We start from the raw sequence: 18,414 nt of genomic DNA, 5'->3' as shown, positions 1-18,414 counted from the left end.
GTCCACTTTTAAAACATAAATCGCTCTAAAACTGTGCACTTTTAATTCGTAGATAACAAACTCATTAGAAGTTATTGACAATATGGGTAATGATTGATATAATTAAAAACAATACTAACCTCATTGGAGGGATTAGTGGGGAGATTTTTTAAATTTAAATCCTCAGGCAGCCAAAAATTATTCCAGAAGTTTGCCATTTCCTATACAATAGCCGCTTTGATCCCTCTTCTTTTAACCCTATACATTTTTTATGTAGTTATCGGGCCCAAAACAGAAAAGATAATCAGAGAAAGCGAGCTGATAATTTTTTTAATGGTTTGTTTATCCCTGACCGGTTTTTTGTTCAGCAGAAAAATTGCCCATTCTATATTAAGAGTAGCCAGGAACGGCAAGGCTATTGCCAACGGCGACCTTTCCAGGGAGGTAGATGTTAAGCAGGAAGACGAGCTCGGTGAATTAAGCGAGTCTTTTAACCGGGTAACCCGCCGGCTCAGGCAGAATATCGAAGAATTAAAAGAATCGAAAAAATTAATTCAGAATATACTCTCCCGCGTAGGTTCAGCGGTAACCTCGATGCACGACATAAATAATCTTTTAGAGTTGATAGTCCAGGTTGTGACCAATTCCCTGAACGCAAAATCAGGGGGCTTGATGCTGATAGATGAAAAAAACCAGGAACTGTTTGTAAAGGTGGCCTATGGGCTGGATAACGGCTTAAGCAAAACCAGAATAAAAATTGGCGAAGGCCCGATTGGCCGGGTAGCCAAGGAAAATAAACCTCAGCGTATCGGCCGTTCTTTTCTTTGTGTTCCTTTGGTTCACAGCCGGAAGGTAATAGGCACCTTATCGGTTAACGATAAAAGTGACGGGTCGTTTAACCAGGATGACGTTATTCTGCTTTCCAGCCTGTCCAGCCAGACCGCCATTGCTATTGAAAATGCAAGGCTTAACCAGGATATAGAACGGACTTATTTTGAGACTATTACTGCCCTGGCAATGGCAGTAGAAGCCAAAGACCAGTATACCCGCGGTCATTCAAACCGGGTAGTCGATTATTGTATGATGTTAGCTGGCGAGTTTGGCCTGGATAAAAAAGAAAAAGAGGTCTTAAAAGAAGCAGCGCTTTTACACGATATCGGTAAGATCGGAATAAGCGATGCCATTCTTCGTAAACCCGGCCGATTGACCAAGGAAGAATACGAGCTGGTCAAGAAGCACACCATAATCGGTGAAAATATTATGAAGCCGGTTAAAAGATTAACCAATCTCTGCGGTTTAGTCCGGCATCACCAGGAATGGGTGGATGGCAAGGGTTACCCCGATGGTTTAAAGAGTGAAAATATGTCTATTTCTTTGAAGATATTAATGGTAGCAGACAGTTTTGACGCGATGATCTCAAATCGTCCATATAGAAAAGCATTGAGCGTTAAGCAGGCCAAACAAGAGCTGACAGACTATTCCGGTACGCATTTTGATAAAGATGTGGTGGATAAGTTCATAAAATTAATTTAATGATTACAGAGATTAAAAATAAGATTACAGTGATTTCCCGAGAAAAAATAATCTCTGTAATCTGCCTTTTAATCTTCGTAATCAAGTATAATCTATGATTATACCGAAGATTATACCAAGGAGAGTTGTGAAGAAAGAGTTTAACAAAAACTATTGGCTGCAGGCAGTGGTTATTGCGGCATTGATTATTGCGGTAAACTTAGGTTTTGTGTCTGCTGCCCGGCCGCGCGGCGAGATCGGGCATACCGATTACGTGGTAGTCCTGGGGATGAAAAAAATAGCGATACTGCCGTTTTCCGACCGCAGTCACCAGGTATTCAGCTCAGTCCTGTCCTGGAAAGGCAGCAGTGACACGGTCGACTATATCAGGGACTGCTTTAAAAACAAAAAGATCCCGGTTGTTTCAGGCCGGATGATTGAGCAGCTGCTTGTTTCCGAAGAGATAATCAAGCCGTTTAAGGGACAGAATAACCCGGCTTCCCAGGAATGGAGCGTGATACACTCAAGCTATAGCTCGATACTGACTAAACAGATATTAAAAAACATTACCGCCGATTACCAGGCCGCTGCCGGCCTGTCAAAAAGCAGGATCAGGAAATTGGCTAAGAAATTAAAGGTAGATGCCTTTGTCCGGGGAATGATCTTGGACGCAACGCCCCGGCCGTTTATAGATACCAGAACCATTATCGAGAAAGGGATACCCGATCCCTTCGGCGGAATCCTGCCTTTTCGCCTGCGGTCGGAAGAATTAGCCTATTATGGCCTGGCAGGTAAATATGAAGAAGGACTGCCGTCCTTAAAAGAGTTCAAACCGGCAACACTTGAGTTTTCCGAAGAAATTAAAAAGACCTTAGAGATTATAATCTTTATTCAGAATGCCGAAACCGGGGCTGTGGTCTGGTCTAACAGCTTCAAGATACTTCATCCCGCGGTGTCTGAGAGTTTTGATATTGAGTTAGGCGGTAAAATTAAGACAGCGATGGATGAGTTATTTTCGGTGTTGTATTGCCATAAAGGATTGTGGCTCCTGGTCGCGGAGAAAGAGAAGGATTATTAAGAGAGCTCTGAAAAAGTCTTTCTTTGATGATTACACAGATTTAAAATCCGATTATATGGATATTTTAGTCGAGCCGGACAAAAAAATGAAGGAACTGCTCGAGAGCAAGAAAAAGGCTGGCCGGGATAGAGACATAATTGATTTAGGGAAGTTGAGGGAAATTAACACACGGAGGAAACCAAAGACATAGAAACTCGTTTGTGGTTGTCGATGCCGGTATCGAAACTGGAAGATAGGTATGGAAGCTGGATGATTTATTAAGTTCGAGCTTCCAGCTTCCAAGACGAGCATCGATACGAGTATCGACAACGTTAAACGAATTGTAACATAGAGATGTTATGAGTGTTGTGAAGAGCACACTAATTAAACGGGGGAGGTTAGTATGAGAAAGATATTATTATTGTTATTAATGTTCGGCCTGGTTGTGCTCAGCTCCGGCGTTTTTGCCGAGAATGTTACCATTACCACCTATTACCCGGCGCCTTACGGGGGGTATGAAGAATTAAGAGCCAAGAAGTTAGGGATAGGCAATACCTGGTTTGACTCAGCCGCATTTCCCATAGCCGACCCTGCTGATTTGATAGTTGAGGGCAGTGTTAGCATCGGGACGACTGATCCCGAAGCAGCAACATTGCGTGTGTGGAACACAACTCCATATGACGGCGGTATGAGCCCGGTTGGCCAGGATAGTATTATATTAAGAGGCGCGGTACAGAATGCACTTGGAAATTATTATGGCGGGATTACGTGGTTTGGTAGTGGTGGTAGAAGAAGAGCAGGGATAGCAAGTGTTATGGAACATGCAGATTCCGACCATGTAGGATTAGCGTTTTTTACTCAAGGGACAGATGGTGTGGGGCCTATGTTTGAATCAGTGAGGATATCTTATGAAGGCCGCGTCGGTATCGGGACAAACACTCCGCGATATATGCTTGATGTGGCGAGTTGGCCCAGATTTGGCTCGGGTGGAGATGGCGGGCGTATTTTTGTAGATTATGGCGTAGCCCCGAAACCTTCTGCCCCGATTTTAAAATTGAGCGATAAAGACGATCCTCCCAGAATTCAGTTTCAACAATACAATACGGGGACTGAAGTTGCTCCTGATTATAGCAGTTGGATTGGGATGGCTGGGGGTAAATCAACTAACCTGGCAATAATGGGTGGCAATCTGGGCATTGGCACAACCACTCCCGGGACCAACAGATTAGAGGTCGTCGGCGGGCCAATAAAGGCCACCGATGGATTAATAATTCAAACAGTTGGTTCTGCGGCTGCAGAAGCTGCTTTAGCCAAGCCTGACGGCCGGCTCTGGCTGAGGACGGATTTATAACGGAGTAAGAGAGAATGAATAAAAAATGGTTTGTTATTTTGATTTTTTGCTTTTTATTTTGTTTTTTTGATTGTCCTATCGTTAGGGCTGACTGGACTAGGCGTTATGAAAGTAAAGGTATGGCAGGTGCTGTATGGGTATATGGCATATCGGAGGTTTACGATGTTGCTATAGGTAGCAGCGCTTTATATGTTGTAGGCCGAATTTATTCTCTTCCGCCGACAATATCAAAGTCGTGGAGACTTGAAAAAAGGGATCTTGCTAACGGAGCGCTTCTTGACGTTGCTACACTTGCTAATTCCTGGCCATGGGTTTATCCATCTATTGTTGTACGCGACGTAGATCCAAACAAAGGTTTATATATTGGCGGAGGAGTACCGGGCTTCACCGGCGAAAAGATTGTTGAAAAAAGAAACCTTAGCACCTTAGCGTTTGAGGGCCTTGTAAGCACCGGTTCTACGTCTTACGGATATAATGAAATTGTTATTGATAACGCAGGTAATTTTCTATATGCCGTTGGTGCGATCGGTAATGTGATGAATAAAAACGGTATTGACAAACTGGATCTATCTACCGGAGTTGTAAAAGGCCTTGCTAGCGGTCAGTACGAACAAATAGCAATAGATAATACCGGTATATATGTTTCCGAGCCGCAGCCTAAGCCGCCGGTCGGAGCCGGAAAGATTGAAAAAAGAGATTTTAATGGAAACCCTGTATGGTCCTACAATACTGAGTGGCCGGTTGCTGATATAGCGGTAGACAATACCGGTGTATATGTCCTTCAAAAGAAGTTCGGCGATTGGAAACTTGAAAAAATAAGCTTGGGCGGAGGCGCACCTCTGGATTCTGTAAAAGGAAATACCGGCACAACGGAATGTACTCTTGGCACACGTGCTGCGATTGCAATTGACGCTACCGGCTTATATTATGGACGCGGTGAGAAATTGCCTGCCCCTGCCGGTTTAAATGAGCATCAATGGGTAATCGATAAAAGGGACCTTAATGATTTAAGCAATGTTCTTTGGTCCACTTCGATGGATTTTGGCGATGATAAATATGACGATGGTGCTGTCGTTAAACATAGCGATTGTGTCCATAGTATGGCGGTGGATGTTGCCGGTTTGTACGTTGGTGGCATAATTGGAGGCCCGAGAGGGGCGTTGTGGGGTGCTGCTGATTGGGGACTTGCAGGAATAGATGTCGGCGGTGGTGGCCCCGTCGGGCCATATATCGACATTGGACTGCGCGGCTATGACGGCGCCGATACGGTAATTTTTGCCGGTGAGCCGGTCGGGGTATTGACCTCGCCTTTAAGGATAAGCAAAGGCGGAGTTGTTTATGGAATTGCCTTGGTTGATCCTGCTGACGCAATGGCTTCAAAATTCAGAATCGAGACTAATTCCGGGCTTAAGGTCATAAGGAAATTTTAAATGATGGATAATAGGGTAAAAAACAGTAGAGGCGTTGCCCTGGTAACAGCCATTGTTTTTTCTATCAGCATGGTTATTCTTGTCGGTTCGATATTGACATTGGCCCGCGGGCACTACCACTCTACAGCTCAGCAGATCAAGCATGCCAAGGCGTTTTATCTGGCCCAGGCCGGTGTAGAGTGGGCTGTTCATAAGTGCCGGGATGCTCCAGCGCTTTTTCCCGCAGATGATATCAATAAGCTGGGAGGAGAGCTGGCGCTTAACCTCAACAGGATAGAAGACCCTCCGGGAAGCGGTTATTACCCTCCCATTGTCGTGAGAATAAGAAATCCCCAGCCGGGTGATCCTCCGGGGATCACCTATCATATAGACTCTGCGGTTGATGCCAACAACGTAAGAATAAAATAATAAGATAAGTATAAAAAATTAGTCTCCTTTTTAAAAAAAGCTTGACAAGGTAAATTCTGTGTGTTATTTTATATTTTGTTATAAAACAAGTAAGAACTAATAAAAAAAGAAGAAAAAGCACTAAATAAAAGTGTATTGATATGAGTAAATTGATGGATATAAATGAATTGGCGATCTATCTAAGAGTGGAAAAACAGACTGTTTATAACTGGCTTCATTTGAAGAAAATCTCAGGTATTAAAATGGGCCATGTCTGGAGGTTTGAGAAGAAAGAGATAGATGATTGGTTGAGGCAGCAGCGTCAGGAAGCAAGGCCTCCTAAAAAAGGAGCAGGAAAAAGTGGCTAACAGAACGGTAGGCCTGTATTTAGGGGATAATACAGTAGACCTGGTAGAGCTCGAAAAAAGCTTAAGCGGGGTCAAATTAATCAGTTTTAACCGGGCAGAGATTTCCGGAGAGGCGCTGACACAAGGCAGTGAGCCCTGGGCAAAGGCTATCCGGGAGGTTTTAAAAGAAAATAAGATCAAGCCCGCTAATTTAATAACCAGCCTGCCGGAAAAGGCGCTGATGATAAGATATTTTAAGATGCCCTGCCTGCCTAAAAAAGAACGGGATATGGGCGTGAGGTTTGAAGCTAAGAAATATATTCCGTTTAAACTTGAAGAAATAATATCTGATTTTCAGGTAATCGAACCTGAAAAGGGTTCTTCGCAAATGGAGGTGGTTTTTGTAGCCGCCAAAAAAGCATCGGTTGAACAGCACCTTCTGCTCCTGCGCCAGGCCGGGCTTAAATCAGCTGTTATTGAGGCATCTTGTCTTAGTTTAGCCAGGCTTTTTTATTTTAACAAGGAGATCAAAAAAGACGAAACCACGGTAATTATTGATGTTGGCCTTAATTCAGCTTCTATCACCGTCCTTAAAAATGAAGCGCTTTACCTGACCAGGAACGTTACCCTGGCTAAAACAGCCCAAACCCCCGGCTCAGGTTCGGAATTCGAAAGTTTGCTCAATGAGCTCCGCCTGTCTTTGGATTATCATAAAAAGCAGTTTCCCGGAGAGGCTGTTTCACGGATTATTCTATCCGGCAATAGTAAATTAGAAGGCTGGGACAGGCTTTTAAACCAGGAGTTGAAAATACCGGTTGCGATCAGTGATTTTCGTAAAGCGATACAGGATGCTGTTAAAATGCCTTCCGGCCTGGCGATAGCCAGTGGTTTAGCCCTGCGGGGCCTGGCCAGGAAGGCAATAGACATAAACCTGGCTTTGCGGCCAAAGAAAACAGCAGCCGCGGCAGCGGCGCCAATAAAGGTAAATATTCAAAAGATAATTTTTGGAGAGGTTGCAATAATAGGCCTTTTACTGCTGGTCTTGTATTTAACCATGTTTAACCGGTTGTCGGGCAAAAAAGAAGAATTGAGAAAACTAACTGCGCAGAGGCCCCGGGTTGAAATGGAACTGAATGTGGATAGAACGGCTGTTTCGAGTTTATCACAGAAAAAAAATGACCTGATCAAAAAGCTTTATTTTCTGGAGTCGTTAATTGGCCAAAGGGTATATTGGACAAAAAAACTGAGCAGGCTGGGAAAGCTTTTTCCGGAAGGGACATGGATAAATGATATTAACATAGAAAGCGGCCTAAAGCGAGAAAAGATTTCAAGGTCTTTAATTATCGAAGCCAATGCCTTTTCTTCCGATAAGGACCAGGAACAACGGTTGGTGGAGGAAGCAATAAATAATATTCGTAAAGATGAATTGTTTATTAAAGGGATTTCCAGCGTAAATTTGATCTCCATCGAAAAAAGCGGGACAGACGGGTTTGAAACAACCAAATTCAAGCTGATCTGTTCCAGCGGAGAACATAAATCCGGGATGTAATTGATATGAAAAATGTCGTTGCCCCAGTTATTTTGATAATTTTGTTAGGCGCATTAACCGCTAACTCTATTCATCAGGCTCAAGCCAAGAAAATAAAGACGGCCAAGGCGCGGATAAGCGAAGAAAAAAAGAAACAAGCGATTTTAGGGAAAATTAAAGGAATAGAGGAAAAATTAAAGGAATATAATCCACATTTGTCAAATAACGCAGACACGAATCAATTTTTAGAAACCATAAACAAAATAATCAGCGATACAGAGATCGACTTGGTTTCCATTAGGCCTCTTTCTTCCAGGGAACAGGCAGGTTACGGCTTTTTATGCGTCAGCCTGAAGGCAATTTGCGCTTATCACCAATTAGGTGATTTTATCAGTAAGTTAGAAAGCTCAAAAATATTCATTAAAGTGGATGACATTAAGCTTAAACTAATCGAAAAAACCAGATTAGGGATAGGCCGGGCAGATGTTTCCAAATATGGAGATTCTGCGGTGGCTGAGCTGGTATTAAAAATCAGCGCTGTTTATAAAAAATGATCAATGATCAAAATTAAATTACCGGTTATCTTTTATTTTTTGTTTTTTTTATCAGTAATTGCCTGCTTAAAACCTGCTTTAGCCCGGGCAGTTGAATACACCGGCAGAGATTACCGGGACCCCCTGAAGATGCCCGTAGAGCTGGCTATTCCTGTCGAAGTGTCCGAAGAAAAAGGACAGCCGGCCGCACTGCCGATTTTTGAAATTCAAGGAATGATCTGGGGGGGTATCCGGCCCCAGGCGATTATAAATAACGGGGTTTTTGAGCAGGGTGACATTATCCAGGAAGCGGAAATAATAGAGATAGATAAGCAAGGCATAACTTTTCTTTACCGGGGTAAAAAGTTTATTATCCGGCCGGCGGGCAAAGGCCGAAAAATAAGGGGGGAGTAAAAATGAAAAAAGGATTTCTTATCGCGTTAAGCATTACGGGTATAATGGGCCTGGTAATACTGCGGCCGGCGCCGGCAGAGTCTTATCCGCAGCCGGGAACAGGGGCCGGCCCGCCGGCGGGCATCTCGATGGACTTTCAGGACGCGGACTTGAAGGATGTGTTAAAAGTCTTTTCTCAGCAGTCAGGCCTTAATTTTATTGCCGGCGAAGAGATAAAGGATAGAAAGATTACCCTGTATCTGGATAATGTATCGGTTCAGGACGCTCTGGACAATATTATAGAAGCAAATAAATTGATCTACGAGCAGGCCTTGGACAGCGATATATTTATTGTCAAAGAAAAGACGCTCTTGGAGGTAGAGGCCGTTACCAGGGTATATACTTTGGATTATTGCCGGGTTTACATTGAAAAAAAGGCGGTTGAAAAAGAAGCCGCCACGGCATACTCCGGCAGAGAGACCTTAGAGGGTTTAGAAGAGACGGTAGATATAGTTTACTTATTAAAGGGCATGCTTACTGAAAACGGCAAGATTGCCGTTGACCGCCGGACCAACAGCCTGATTATCACCGATATCCCGGCCAGCTTTGAAATAATCGAAGCCACTATAGCCAGGCTGGATGTGCCTATCCCGGGAATTATGATTGAAGCGGAAGTGGTAGAAACAACCCTTTCGGCTCTGGAAGGCTTAGGGTTTAAATGGGGGAATAATGGCCAGGTTTTTTCTTTTGGGTTGGACGATGCTGACATGATTTTTCCGATTAGTATCGGTATGTGGACCAGCGATTTAATTACCGGCAGCTTAGGGTTTAGCAACATCCAGGCCGCTTTAGATATGCTGGTTAGCGAAGGCAAGGCAGTGATTTTAGCCCGGCCCCGGATTTTGACTTTAAGTAACGAAGCGGCGGAGATCAACATTAATTCCAATGATGCTATTTCAATAGCGAAAACATGGGAGTATCCTGAAACCGGCCCGGCTATAGAGACTGTTACTTTCGAGAGGGCCGAGGAAGACGAAAGGCCGGGCGTATCGCTTAAGGTCACCCCGGTTGTAAATAAGGATGATCTAATCAAAATGGTTATTGAGCCCCGGGTAATTAGTAAGGTGCTTTCAGAGATTACGGGTATGACCACAGAAGACATTGTTGTTTACGACCTTCATTTTCGGACGGCAAAGACCACGGTGATGGTCGAGGACGGCCAGACAGTGATAATCGGAGGTTTGATCTCAAAGATAAATGATAAGGAATTCGAAAAGATTCCCTTCTTAGGAGATATTCCGGTAATAGGCGGTTTATTCAAGCATAAACAAATTGAGGATACGGAAAAAGAGCTCGTTTTCTTTATTACGCCTCATATTGTGAAAAACGAAGTGAAGTTTTCCAGTATTGACCGGCCTGAGACTCGGCCCTCAAAGCCTTCTTCAATACCTGATGCGCAAAGGGGTCTTAGCTCACAGCCGCAAATACACAGGTCCGCAAACGCAGGTAAGGTAGAAGTTGAAAAAGAACTTGCGATAGAAGAAGCAATCAGGCAGTTTTTGGCTGAAAGGGCCCTGGCTAAGACCAGATAGGAATTATATTATTTTCGCTATGCCTCAAAAAAGACTAAAGTTAGGTGAAATATTAATTAAAAAGAAGCTGATCAACGAAGAGCAATTAAAAGAGGCTTTGAAGGTTCAACAGCAAGACCCCAGGCTCATCGGCGAACTCCTGGTTAAGTTGAAAATGGTTGAGGAAAAGGATATAGTTGTTGCCCTGGGAGAGCAGTTAGGAATTCCTTACGCGCTCCAGGAAGAAGGCCTCTCAAAATTGAACCCGGCCCCGGATCAGGATTTAGACCTGATGATTCCCGAGGATTTTGCCCGGCGTTATCGTGTTCTTCCGTTATCAAAACACCTGAATTCCCTGACCGCGGCCTGCACTGATCCCCTTGACCTTTTGATGCTGGATAACCTGAGGAAATTGACCGGCTGTGAAATTAACCTCGTAATAACACCTAACAGCGATTTACAACAGGCCGTTGATAAGTTCTATGGCCATGGATATTCTCTTCGCGAAGCGATCAGCGCTTCTTATGAACAGGAAACCGAAAGAGAAATAGAAACAACAAAGCAAGACGAGCGGCTGAGCTTGGATGAGCTGGTAGCCAGGGCAGAAGAAGCGCCGGTGGTTAAGCTGGTAGATCTCATTCTCAAACAGGCTGTTGAAGAAAGGGCCAGCGATATCCACATCGAGCCGTTTAGAGACAAGATGACCGTTCGCTACCGGGTGGACGGCATGCTTTATGAAACCTCTCCCCCGTCTAAATCAATGTTCCTGGCATTGGTTTCCAGGATAAAAATACTCGCTAAACTTGATATAGCCGAGAAACGCCTGCCCCAGGACGGCGCTTTTACCGTCAAAACAAACAAAAAAACAATTGATCTAAGGGTATCGGTTATCCCCTCTATTTACGGAGAAAAGATAGTCTTAAGAATTCTGGATAGAACCAGGATCCCTTTGAATTTAAAAAAGCTTGGTTTTGGGCCAAAGATATTTGAAGATTTTGAGAAGGCGATCAACAGCCCTTATGGTTTGATTTTTTTGACCGGGCCGACCGGCTGCGGCAAGACCACCACGCTTTATGCGGCGCTGGAAAGCATTAAATCGCCTCATAAGAACATTATCACCTTAGAGGACCCGGTAGAGTATCGGCTGGATGGGATTAACCAGGTTCAGGTAAAGCCCCAGATCGGCCTGACCTTTGCTAACGGCCTGCGGGCGTTTCTGCGCCAGGACCCTGATGTAATTTTAGTAGGCGAGGTCCGGGATCTGGAGACTGCCCAGATATGCATCCGCGCTTCCTTGACCGGGCATCTGGTGCTCAGCACCCTGCATACCAATGACGCGCTTTCAGCCATAACCCGTTTGACTGATATCGGGATAGAGCCGTTTTTATTAGCTGCTTCTCTGCGTTTGGTAGCTGCTCAGAGATTGGTGCGTAAACTTTGTCCGGAGTGTAAACAGGCCTATGAGCCCAGCGCTGAGGAGAAAAAAACCCTGGGAGCTAATCCGGAGTTGCTCTATAGATCCAAAGGCTGTGATAAGTGCGGCCAGAAAGGTTACAGCGGCCGGATAGCAATACTTGAGGTGGTCCCGATGACCGGGAAATTTTCTCAATTGATCTCCAGTAAGGCGGCAATTAGTGTATTAAGGCAGACAGCCAGGGAAATGGGGATAAAGACATTGTGGAATAACTGCCTTAGCAAAGTGGCCGAGGGTGTTACCAGTATGGATGAGGTAATGAGCGGCATTGTTTATACAGGCGAAGAATAATGGCAAAGTTTAATTATACGGCCAGGGATAAAAAAGGCAAGCTTGTCCAGGGCAGTTTAGAATCAATAAACCAGGCTGAGTTGATTGCTAATCTGCAGCAGCAGGGGCTTACGGTTACTTTTCTAAAGCAGGAAGATCTTGGAAAAAAAGGAAAAGGACGGGCAGAGAAAAAGCTTCACAGCGGGCTTAAATTAGAAGACCTCATTCTTATGTCCAGGCAGCTTTCTACGCTGTTGAATGCGGGTTTAACCCTGCTCAGGGGTATGGATATTGTTATCCGGCAGATAGAAAGCCGGTCTCTTTATCTGGCGCTGAAAGAGATTAGGGAAGATATAGCCAGCGGGCTTACTTTTAAGGATGCCTTAGCCAAACACCCCAGGATATTTTCTGATTACTGGCTCAATTTAGTAGAGACCGGCGAATCAAGCGGAAAGCTCCCGGCAACCCTGAATCAATTGGCTGATTACCTGGAAGCCGCGGCATCGTTCCAAAAAAGGATAGTTTCCGCCCTGGTCTATCCGGCTTTATTGATAATAGTATGTATCGCCGCGATAGTTGTCTTTTTAATGAAGATCATACCTACCTTTGTCGAGATATTCGAGGGTTTTAATACGGCCCTCCCTCCTTTGACCTCCCTGGTCATTGGCCTGTCATTTGTTATTCGCCGTTATTTTATCTGGTTTATTGCGGTTATCTGTGGTATAATATATACAGCGTATGTTTATGGCCGCACCGGGGCCGGCAAAGAGATGTTCGACCGGTTTAAACTGCGCGTTCCTGTTTTTGGGAATTTAATTCACATGCTTTTACTTGCCCGGTTCAGCCGGGGCCTGGCTACGCTGATCAGCAGCGGTGTGCCGATATTATACGGCCTGGAGATAATGGGGAAAACAGCCGGTAATGTAATTATTGCCCGGGCCTTGGGAGAGGTAAAAGAAGGCGTGCGCGACGGAAAAACCATTGCCGGCCCCCTGGAAAAAAGCGGGATGTTTCCTTCTTTACTGGTTCAGATGGTCAGTGTGGGAGAGGAGACCGGTGAATTAGGCGCTATGCTTGATAAGGTTGCCACCTATTACGAAGAGCGGGTAGATACATTTGTCAGCAGGTTTGTTTCAGTGTTCGAGCCGGCCCTGCTTATTGTTATGGGAGTGATAATCGGCGGGCTGGTAATTTCAATGTATTTACCTTTGTTCAGCATAGCTCAGATGGGTAGAGGGATGTAAGGAGGTGATAAAAAAGTAAAAATAAAAAATGATTACAGAGATTAAAAAATGATTACACAAATTAAAGGAGGATGAAATGTGGTTGAATAAAAAGTTGAATAAAAAAGGTTTTACATTGTTAGAATTAATGATCGTGGTTATAATCATCGGTGTCTTAGCAGCCATAGCCATACCCCGGTACATAGATACCATTACCAGGGCAAGGGGCGCTGAGGCATTTACTCAAATGGATACTATTAGAATGTCACTGACGAGGTATTGGAGTGACCAGTTAGCCAGATTCGGGATAGGAACATACGTGGGCGCAAATCTTGCTGATGGCGTACTCGGAAGCCTGGACATTGAAGATCCTAATGCAAATGTCGAGAGATATTTTGAGTACACTCTTCCTGCTTTGGGAGTTGCTACCTATACTATTCAAGCTCAAAGATATGATGCTAAAGTTACTGACGGTGGTAATCTAATAGCAAACGCGATAGCAGACATAGATGAAACCGGCGATATTAGTTACGGCGCAGGATGGTAATAGTATAACTGTGTGAAATCTACCTGTCTAAGCAGTGCAGGTAGTAATTAAAGTTGAAATTAGTGGTTTTAATAAAACAGAATTATAGAAAAGGGGTAAGGTTTGTGTTTCGGGAAAAAAAGGCTTTTACGCTTATTGAGGTGTTGATAGTGGTGATAATCATTGGGGTGTTGGCCGCCGTGGCTGTTCCTACCTATGAACAGACAATAGAGACTTCGTTCGGTGATCAGGCAAAAGTTGTTTTGCGGGTTATTTATACGGCGCAGAGGATGTACCGGTCGGATGCCAACACGTATAATGCTTCATTAGACCCGCTCAATGCCGCCAGCCTGGTATCCCTTGATTATTTGGAAGACCCTAATGCCGGCAGCGCGAAGTTTGCCTATTCGATTACAGCTTCCGGGGCAAACACGTTTACTGCCCGGGCAACAAGAAAAGGTAAGAATCTTACGATAGATCAAACCGGACAGATTGCCGGCACGTATCCGTAAACCGAAGCCACGGGTAAAATGATGAGAAAAAAATCAGGGATAACTTTAATTGAGGTTACTGTTGCCTTGATCGTTCTTGGCATGGTAACAGCCGGGATGCTCAGGTCTTTGGTTATGAGCCGGAGAAACGTGAATCTTGCCAGCCGCAGGATATCAGCCCTTAATTTTGCTCAAGAAAAACTGGAGTATTTGAAGGGTTGTGTCGGAGAACAGGGGACGCCCAATAGGGCAGACCTTATTGGGCCGGTCCCTGATAACGTTAATTTGGATCCGGCTGTTAACGCCGCAAGGTCGTATACTATCAATGACATAGATTTCGACGCTGATGGCGTAGATGATGTTAAAAAAGTTACGGTTAGAATAAACTGGACCGAACCCTGATATTCAATTTTCCAAGACGAGTATCGATACGAGCATCGACAACGTTAAACAAATTGTGAAATAGAGATGTTGTGAGTTTTGTGAAAGGCACAATGGATTTAAAAAAAGGCGTTACTTTAACCGAGCTCCTGGTTGCTGTTACCCTTATTTCTTTAATCGGCGCGGCAGCAGCCAGCATTAACTTTAGCAGCCGGATGGGTTTTATCCAGGCCGGTAAAAAAGCCAGGGTAAGCAATGAGGCAAGGCTTGGGATGGATCATATTGTCCGCCACATCCGGCTCGCTAACCGGGTTCAGAAAGTTTGGTGGTTTTTATTTTTATGGCTGGATTATGACCTGAACATAAATACCCCGTTAAATACACCGGCAGACTTTACGGATGATTTTATGTGTTTATATGTCTACTTCCCATGGCAGAAGAAGATTCGATGTGGCTTTAGTGGCCCGGGGGGAGGAGGGTGGTCATGGGAAGATATCACCAACCCGAGAACCGCTCAGGGCGCGGGAGCCGATATTACGGCCTGCGCTTTTAATGTCCAGGACGGTTCTGCCGATGTTCCAATTGTAACTGTTCAGATAACCGCGGTAGATAAATCTATACCTCCGGCTCCTCCGCAGGGCACGGCAAATAATCCCGTTGTTACCCTGACGACAAAAACAGCCCTGTGGTGCAAAGGGAGGAATTAACAAGATGACATTAGCGAGGTAAGATTATGCTTGATATGGAGACTTTGTTCAGGCTGACAGTAGAAAAACAGGCCTCAGACCTGCATTTAACCGTTAACCGGCCTCCTGAACTGCGGATAAACGGTGAGCTGATGATTGCTGATTTTGAAAATCTTACCTCTGATATGGTGCAAAGCCTGGCTTATAGCATTTTGGCCAAGGAACAGATTGAGGCTTTTGAAAGAGATAAAGAGCTGGATTTTTCCTTTGGCATAAAAGGCCTAAGCAGGTTCAGGGTTAATATTTACCGGCAGAGAGGTTCGATAGCAGTAGCTGTCAGGCGGATCCCTTTTGAGGTACCGGACTTTGAGGAATTAGGCCTTCCCCGGATAGCGCAGAATTTTGCCGACAGCCCCAGCGGCCTGGTCCTGATTACCGGGGTAGTCGGGAGCGGTAAGTCCACAACCCTGGCGGCAATGATTGATTATATCAACAATAAAAGAGCCTGTCACATAATATCCATTGAAGACCCGATCGAATATCTTCACCGGCATAAAAAAAGCTCTATTGACCAGCGGGAAATAGGCACTGATACATTGTCTTTTAGTGATGCCTTAAAACATGTGTTCAGGCAGGACCCGAATATTATTTTAGTCGGCGAAATGAGGGACCTGGAAACCATACATACTACCCTTACCTTAGCAGAAACCGGACACTTAGTTTTAGCTACTTTGCATACCGGCGATGCCACCCACGCAATCAGCAGGATCATTGATATATTCCCCGCCTATCAACAGCAGCAGATCAGGGTGCAGTTATCCCTGGTTTTGGTCGGGGTGATAGTCCAACAGCTTATTCCCCGCCTGGATAAGGACGGCCGGGTAGCGGCTACTGAAGTGATGAACGTTACCCCGCCTATTCGTAATTTGATTAGAGAGAATGACCTGGCTCAGATCCGCTCGATTATCCAGGTTTCCAGAAAATATACCATGTGGACGATGAACCAGTCTTTAGCCGAATTTTGCCGGAAGGGGATAATTTCATGGGAAGAGGCGTCTAGAAGAAGCATTGATTTAAAAGAATTAACCGAGTTGATGGATAAGAGTTAGGGCGTTATGAAACTGAAAGTATAGAAACTCGTTTGTGTTTGTCGATACGAGCATCGACAACGTTAAACGAATCGTAGAATAAATATGTTATGAGTTTTGTGAAAGGCACTCAGTAATGAACAAAACCGGCGCAAAGATATTGATTGAAACCCTGATAAAGCAGGGCGTGGATACTATTTTCGGTTATCCCGGAGGGTCGCTCCTGCCTTTATTCGATGAGCTTTATAAAAATCCTAAAATTAAATTTATACTTACCAGGCATGAACAGGGAGCTGTTCATGCTGCTGACGGTTATAGCCGGGCAACAGGAAAGACCGGTGTGTGCATGGCCACCTCGGGTCCCGGGGCCACCAATTTAGTTACCGGTATAGCCACTGCTAATATGGACTCAGTGCCGATAGTAGCTATCACCGGCCAGGTAAAAACATTTTTGATCGGAAATGACGCGTTTCAGGAGGCAGATGTTATTGGCATCACCAGGCCGATAACCAAGCATAATTATCTAATCAAAGATGTAAAAGAAGTCAGCCGGGTAATTAAACAGGCTTTTCACATTGCTTCTACCGGAAGGCCCGGGCCGGTAGTGATAGACCTGCCGGTAGACATGACCACCAGCCAGACAGAATTTAGATATACTAAAGAGGTGAACCTGCGTGGATATAAGCCTGCTTATTTTGGCCATATCGGCCAGATAAAAAAAGCGGCCGGGATGATCAACCGGGCCAAACAACCGATTATTTATGCCGGCGGGGGGATTATTATCTCGGGCGCGGCCAAAGAACTTTTTGAACTGGCTGTTAAGACCAACATTCCGGTAACTACGACATTGCTGGGCCTGGGCGGATTTCCCGAAACCCATAGATTATCCCTGGGGATGCTCGGGATGCACGGCACAGCCTACGCTAATCACGCTATTATGGAATCTGACCTGATAATTGCCCTTGGAGCCAGGTTTGATGACCGGGTTACCGGCAAGCTTTCCGAATTTGCGCCCCAAGCCAGGATTGTCCATGTTGATATTGATCCGGCTGCGATAAGCAAGAATGTTAAGGTGGATATCCCGATAGTCGGCGATGCCAGCAATGTCTTACTTGAATTAAATAAATTTGTCAAAAAATGTTCAATAAATGATTGGCTGGCAAAAATAGAGACATGGAAGAAAAAGCACCCTCTTTCTTATGGTGATAAAGGCAAATTAAAACCACAGTATGTAGTTGAAGAAATTTATAAAATCACTAAAGGCAGGGCGATTATCGCCACTGAGGTAGGCCAGAACCAGATGTGGGCGGCTCAGTTCTATCAGTATACCAAGCCCCGCACCTTTGTTTCCAGCGGGGGGTTAGGAACAATGGGGTTTGGATTTCCTGCTGCTATCGGCGCCCAGATAGGAAAACCGGACAAAATAGTCTTTGATATTGCCGGCGACGGAAGCTTTCAGATGAATATTCAGGAACTGGCCACAGCGGTGAATAATAATGTTCCGGTAAAGGTAGCCATTCTTAATAATTCCTATTTGGGTATGGTCAGGCAATGGCAGGAACTCTTTTATCATAAGCGGTATTCGCATACCTATATGGAAGGAAATCCTGATTTCGTAAAGGTGGCTGAGGCCTATGGAGCAGAAGGTATTCGTGTTACCAAAAAAAGCCAGGTCCGGCCGGCTTTGAGCAAAGCTGTTAAAACGCCCGGCCCGGTAGTGCTGGATTTTGTAATTGAGCCGGAAGAAAATGTTTTTCCAATGGTGCCGGCCGGAAAAGCGATTAACCGGATGATCGGAGGAATGGCTTAATAGATATATTAATATTGCTAAATGGTTAAATTGCTAAATGGTTAAATTGTTAAATTGCTAAACTGCTAAACTGCTAAACTGCTAAATTGTTAAATTGAAACGTGAAAAAATACTTAGAGTTAGAAAATGCGGGAGCTTCGGGGACATTATACTTAATTACCCCAGAAGTCTTGCAAATAGGTAATTAAGTATGGTGTCCCCGGAACTCCGGAACTAGATAGGTGTCATCCTGAGGGAGCGTAAGCGACCGAAGGAAGTCCTGAGTATTCCCGAAGGGCGACCGAAGGATCTCATAAAACCGTGTTTTCTGAGATTCTTCGGCCTTCGGCCTCAGAATGACCTTTTTAGCGTTATTATTTTTAATTTCGGTTAAGGTG

20 protein-coding genes are annotated in these 18,414 nt (G+C 44.7%); 19 read left to right on the top strand and 1 reads right to left on the bottom strand.

Annotated elements, in window-relative coordinates; genetic code table 11:
- Nucleotides 1–135: 135 nt before the first annotated feature.
- From U9Q08_00580 to ilvB, 19 genes are all read left to right on the top strand, one after another.
- Nucleotides 136–1,512 (top strand): HD domain-containing protein, encoded by a 1,377-nt coding sequence (locus tag U9Q08_00580; GenBank protein ID MEA3328227.1) that lies wholly within the window; start codon nucleotides 136–138, stop codon nucleotides 1,510–1,512.
- 127 nt (nucleotides 1,513–1,639) lie between these two features.
- Nucleotides 1,640–2,569 carry a hypothetical protein gene (locus U9Q08_00575; GenBank protein ID MEA3328226.1) on the top strand — a complete coding sequence of 310 codons (930 nt, stop codon included), beginning with the start codon at nucleotides 1,640–1,642 and terminating at the stop codon, nucleotides 2,567–2,569.
- Between the two features lie 55 nt (nucleotides 2,570–2,624).
- Complete coding sequence (locus U9Q08_00570) at nucleotides 2,625–2,759, top strand: hypothetical protein (GenBank protein MEA3328225.1); 135 nt, start codon at nucleotides 2,625–2,627, stop codon at nucleotides 2,757–2,759.
- 192 nt (nucleotides 2,760–2,951) lie between these two features.
- Nucleotides 2,952–3,899, top strand: coding sequence for a hypothetical protein (locus U9Q08_00565; GenBank protein ID MEA3328224.1), 948 nt, complete (start codon nucleotides 2,952–2,954; stop codon nucleotides 3,897–3,899).
- A 14-nt stretch (nucleotides 3,900–3,913) separates the two neighbouring features.
- Entirely contained in the window at nucleotides 3,914–5,329 is a 1,416-nt protein-coding gene (locus tag U9Q08_00560) for a hypothetical protein (GenBank protein ID MEA3328223.1), read from the top strand.
- On the top strand, nucleotides 5,330–5,737 hold the full coding sequence (locus U9Q08_00555; GenBank protein MEA3328222.1) for a hypothetical protein: 408 nt from the start codon (nucleotides 5,330–5,332) through the stop codon (nucleotides 5,735–5,737). It abuts the gene before it with no gap.
- A 140-nt stretch (nucleotides 5,738–5,877) separates the two neighbouring features.
- Nucleotides 5,878–6,084, top strand: a complete 207-nt coding sequence (locus U9Q08_00550; GenBank protein MEA3328221.1) for a helix-turn-helix domain-containing protein — start codon at nucleotides 5,878–5,880, stop codon at nucleotides 6,082–6,084.
- On the top strand, nucleotides 6,077–7,612 hold the full coding sequence (pilM, locus tag U9Q08_00545; GenBank protein MEA3328220.1) for a pilus assembly protein PilM: 1,536 nt from the start codon (nucleotides 6,077–6,079) through the stop codon (nucleotides 7,610–7,612). The genes U9Q08_00550 and pilM overlap by 8 nt, the downstream gene beginning before the upstream one ends.
- Before the next feature lie 5 nt (nucleotides 7,613–7,617).
- Entirely contained in the window at nucleotides 7,618–8,145 is a 528-nt protein-coding gene (pilO, locus tag U9Q08_00540; GenBank protein MEA3328219.1) for a type 4a pilus biogenesis protein PilO, read from the top strand.
- Between the two features lie 3 nt (nucleotides 8,146–8,148).
- A complete protein-coding gene (locus U9Q08_00535) occupies nucleotides 8,149–8,538 on the top strand; it encodes a hypothetical protein (protein MEA3328218.1) in 390 nt (129 codons plus the stop codon).
- A 2-nt stretch (nucleotides 8,539–8,540) separates the two neighbouring features.
- Nucleotides 8,541–10,109, top strand: coding sequence for a secretin N-terminal domain-containing protein (locus U9Q08_00530; GenBank protein MEA3328217.1), 1,569 nt, complete (start codon nucleotides 8,541–8,543; stop codon nucleotides 10,107–10,109).
- A gap of 19 nt (nucleotides 10,110–10,128) precedes the next feature.
- Nucleotides 10,129–11,853 carry an ATPase, T2SS/T4P/T4SS family gene (locus U9Q08_00525; protein ID MEA3328216.1) on the top strand — a complete coding sequence of 575 codons (1,725 nt, stop codon included), beginning with the start codon at nucleotides 10,129–10,131 and terminating at the stop codon, nucleotides 11,851–11,853.
- Nucleotides 11,853–13,076, top strand: coding sequence for a type II secretion system F family protein (locus U9Q08_00520; protein ID MEA3328215.1), 1,224 nt, complete (start codon nucleotides 11,853–11,855; stop codon nucleotides 13,074–13,076). Before U9Q08_00525 ends, U9Q08_00520 begins: the two co-directional genes overlap by 1 nt.
- Nucleotides 13,077–13,152: 76 nt before the next feature.
- Nucleotides 13,153–13,602, top strand: a complete 450-nt coding sequence (locus tag U9Q08_00515; GenBank protein MEA3328214.1) for a prepilin-type N-terminal cleavage/methylation domain-containing protein — start codon at nucleotides 13,153–13,155, stop codon at nucleotides 13,600–13,602.
- 53 nt (nucleotides 13,603–13,655) lie between these two features.
- The gene (locus U9Q08_00510) at nucleotides 13,656–14,093 is read left to right on the top strand and encodes a type IV pilin protein (protein MEA3328213.1); all 438 of its coding nucleotides are present in this window, start codon (nucleotides 13,656–13,658) and stop codon (nucleotides 14,091–14,093) included.
- Between the two features lie 18 nt (nucleotides 14,094–14,111).
- Nucleotides 14,112–14,474, top strand: a complete 363-nt coding sequence (locus tag U9Q08_00505) for a type II secretion system protein (GenBank protein MEA3328212.1) — start codon at nucleotides 14,112–14,114, stop codon at nucleotides 14,472–14,474.
- A 71-nt stretch (nucleotides 14,475–14,545) separates the two neighbouring features.
- Nucleotides 14,546–15,160, top strand: a complete 615-nt coding sequence (locus U9Q08_00500; GenBank protein ID MEA3328211.1) for a prepilin-type N-terminal cleavage/methylation domain-containing protein — start codon at nucleotides 14,546–14,548, stop codon at nucleotides 15,158–15,160.
- 26 nt (nucleotides 15,161–15,186) lie between these two features.
- Nucleotides 15,187–16,248 carry a type IV pilus twitching motility protein PilT gene (locus U9Q08_00495; GenBank protein ID MEA3328210.1) on the top strand — a complete coding sequence of 354 codons (1,062 nt, stop codon included), beginning with the start codon at nucleotides 15,187–15,189 and terminating at the stop codon, nucleotides 16,246–16,248.
- Nucleotides 16,249–16,363: 115 nt separating this feature from the next.
- On the top strand, nucleotides 16,364–18,037 hold the full coding sequence (ilvB, locus tag U9Q08_00490) for a biosynthetic-type acetolactate synthase large subunit (GenBank protein MEA3328209.1): 1,674 nt from the start codon (nucleotides 16,364–16,366) through the stop codon (nucleotides 18,035–18,037).
- 184 nt (nucleotides 18,038–18,221) lie between these two features.
- Here the strand turns inward: ilvB and U9Q08_00485 are convergent.
- Nucleotides 18,222–18,414: hypothetical protein (locus tag U9Q08_00485; protein ID MEA3328208.1), on the bottom strand; the 193-nt coding region annotated here is incomplete at its 5' end.

The organism is Candidatus Omnitrophota bacterium (assembly GCA_034717435.1).
GTDB lineage: Bacteria > Omnitrophota > JAUWXU01 > JAUWXU01 > JAUWXU01 > JAYELI01.
The sequence above is the reverse complement of the archived record's forward strand: the minus strand, read 5'-3'. Positions and strand labels throughout refer to the sequence as shown.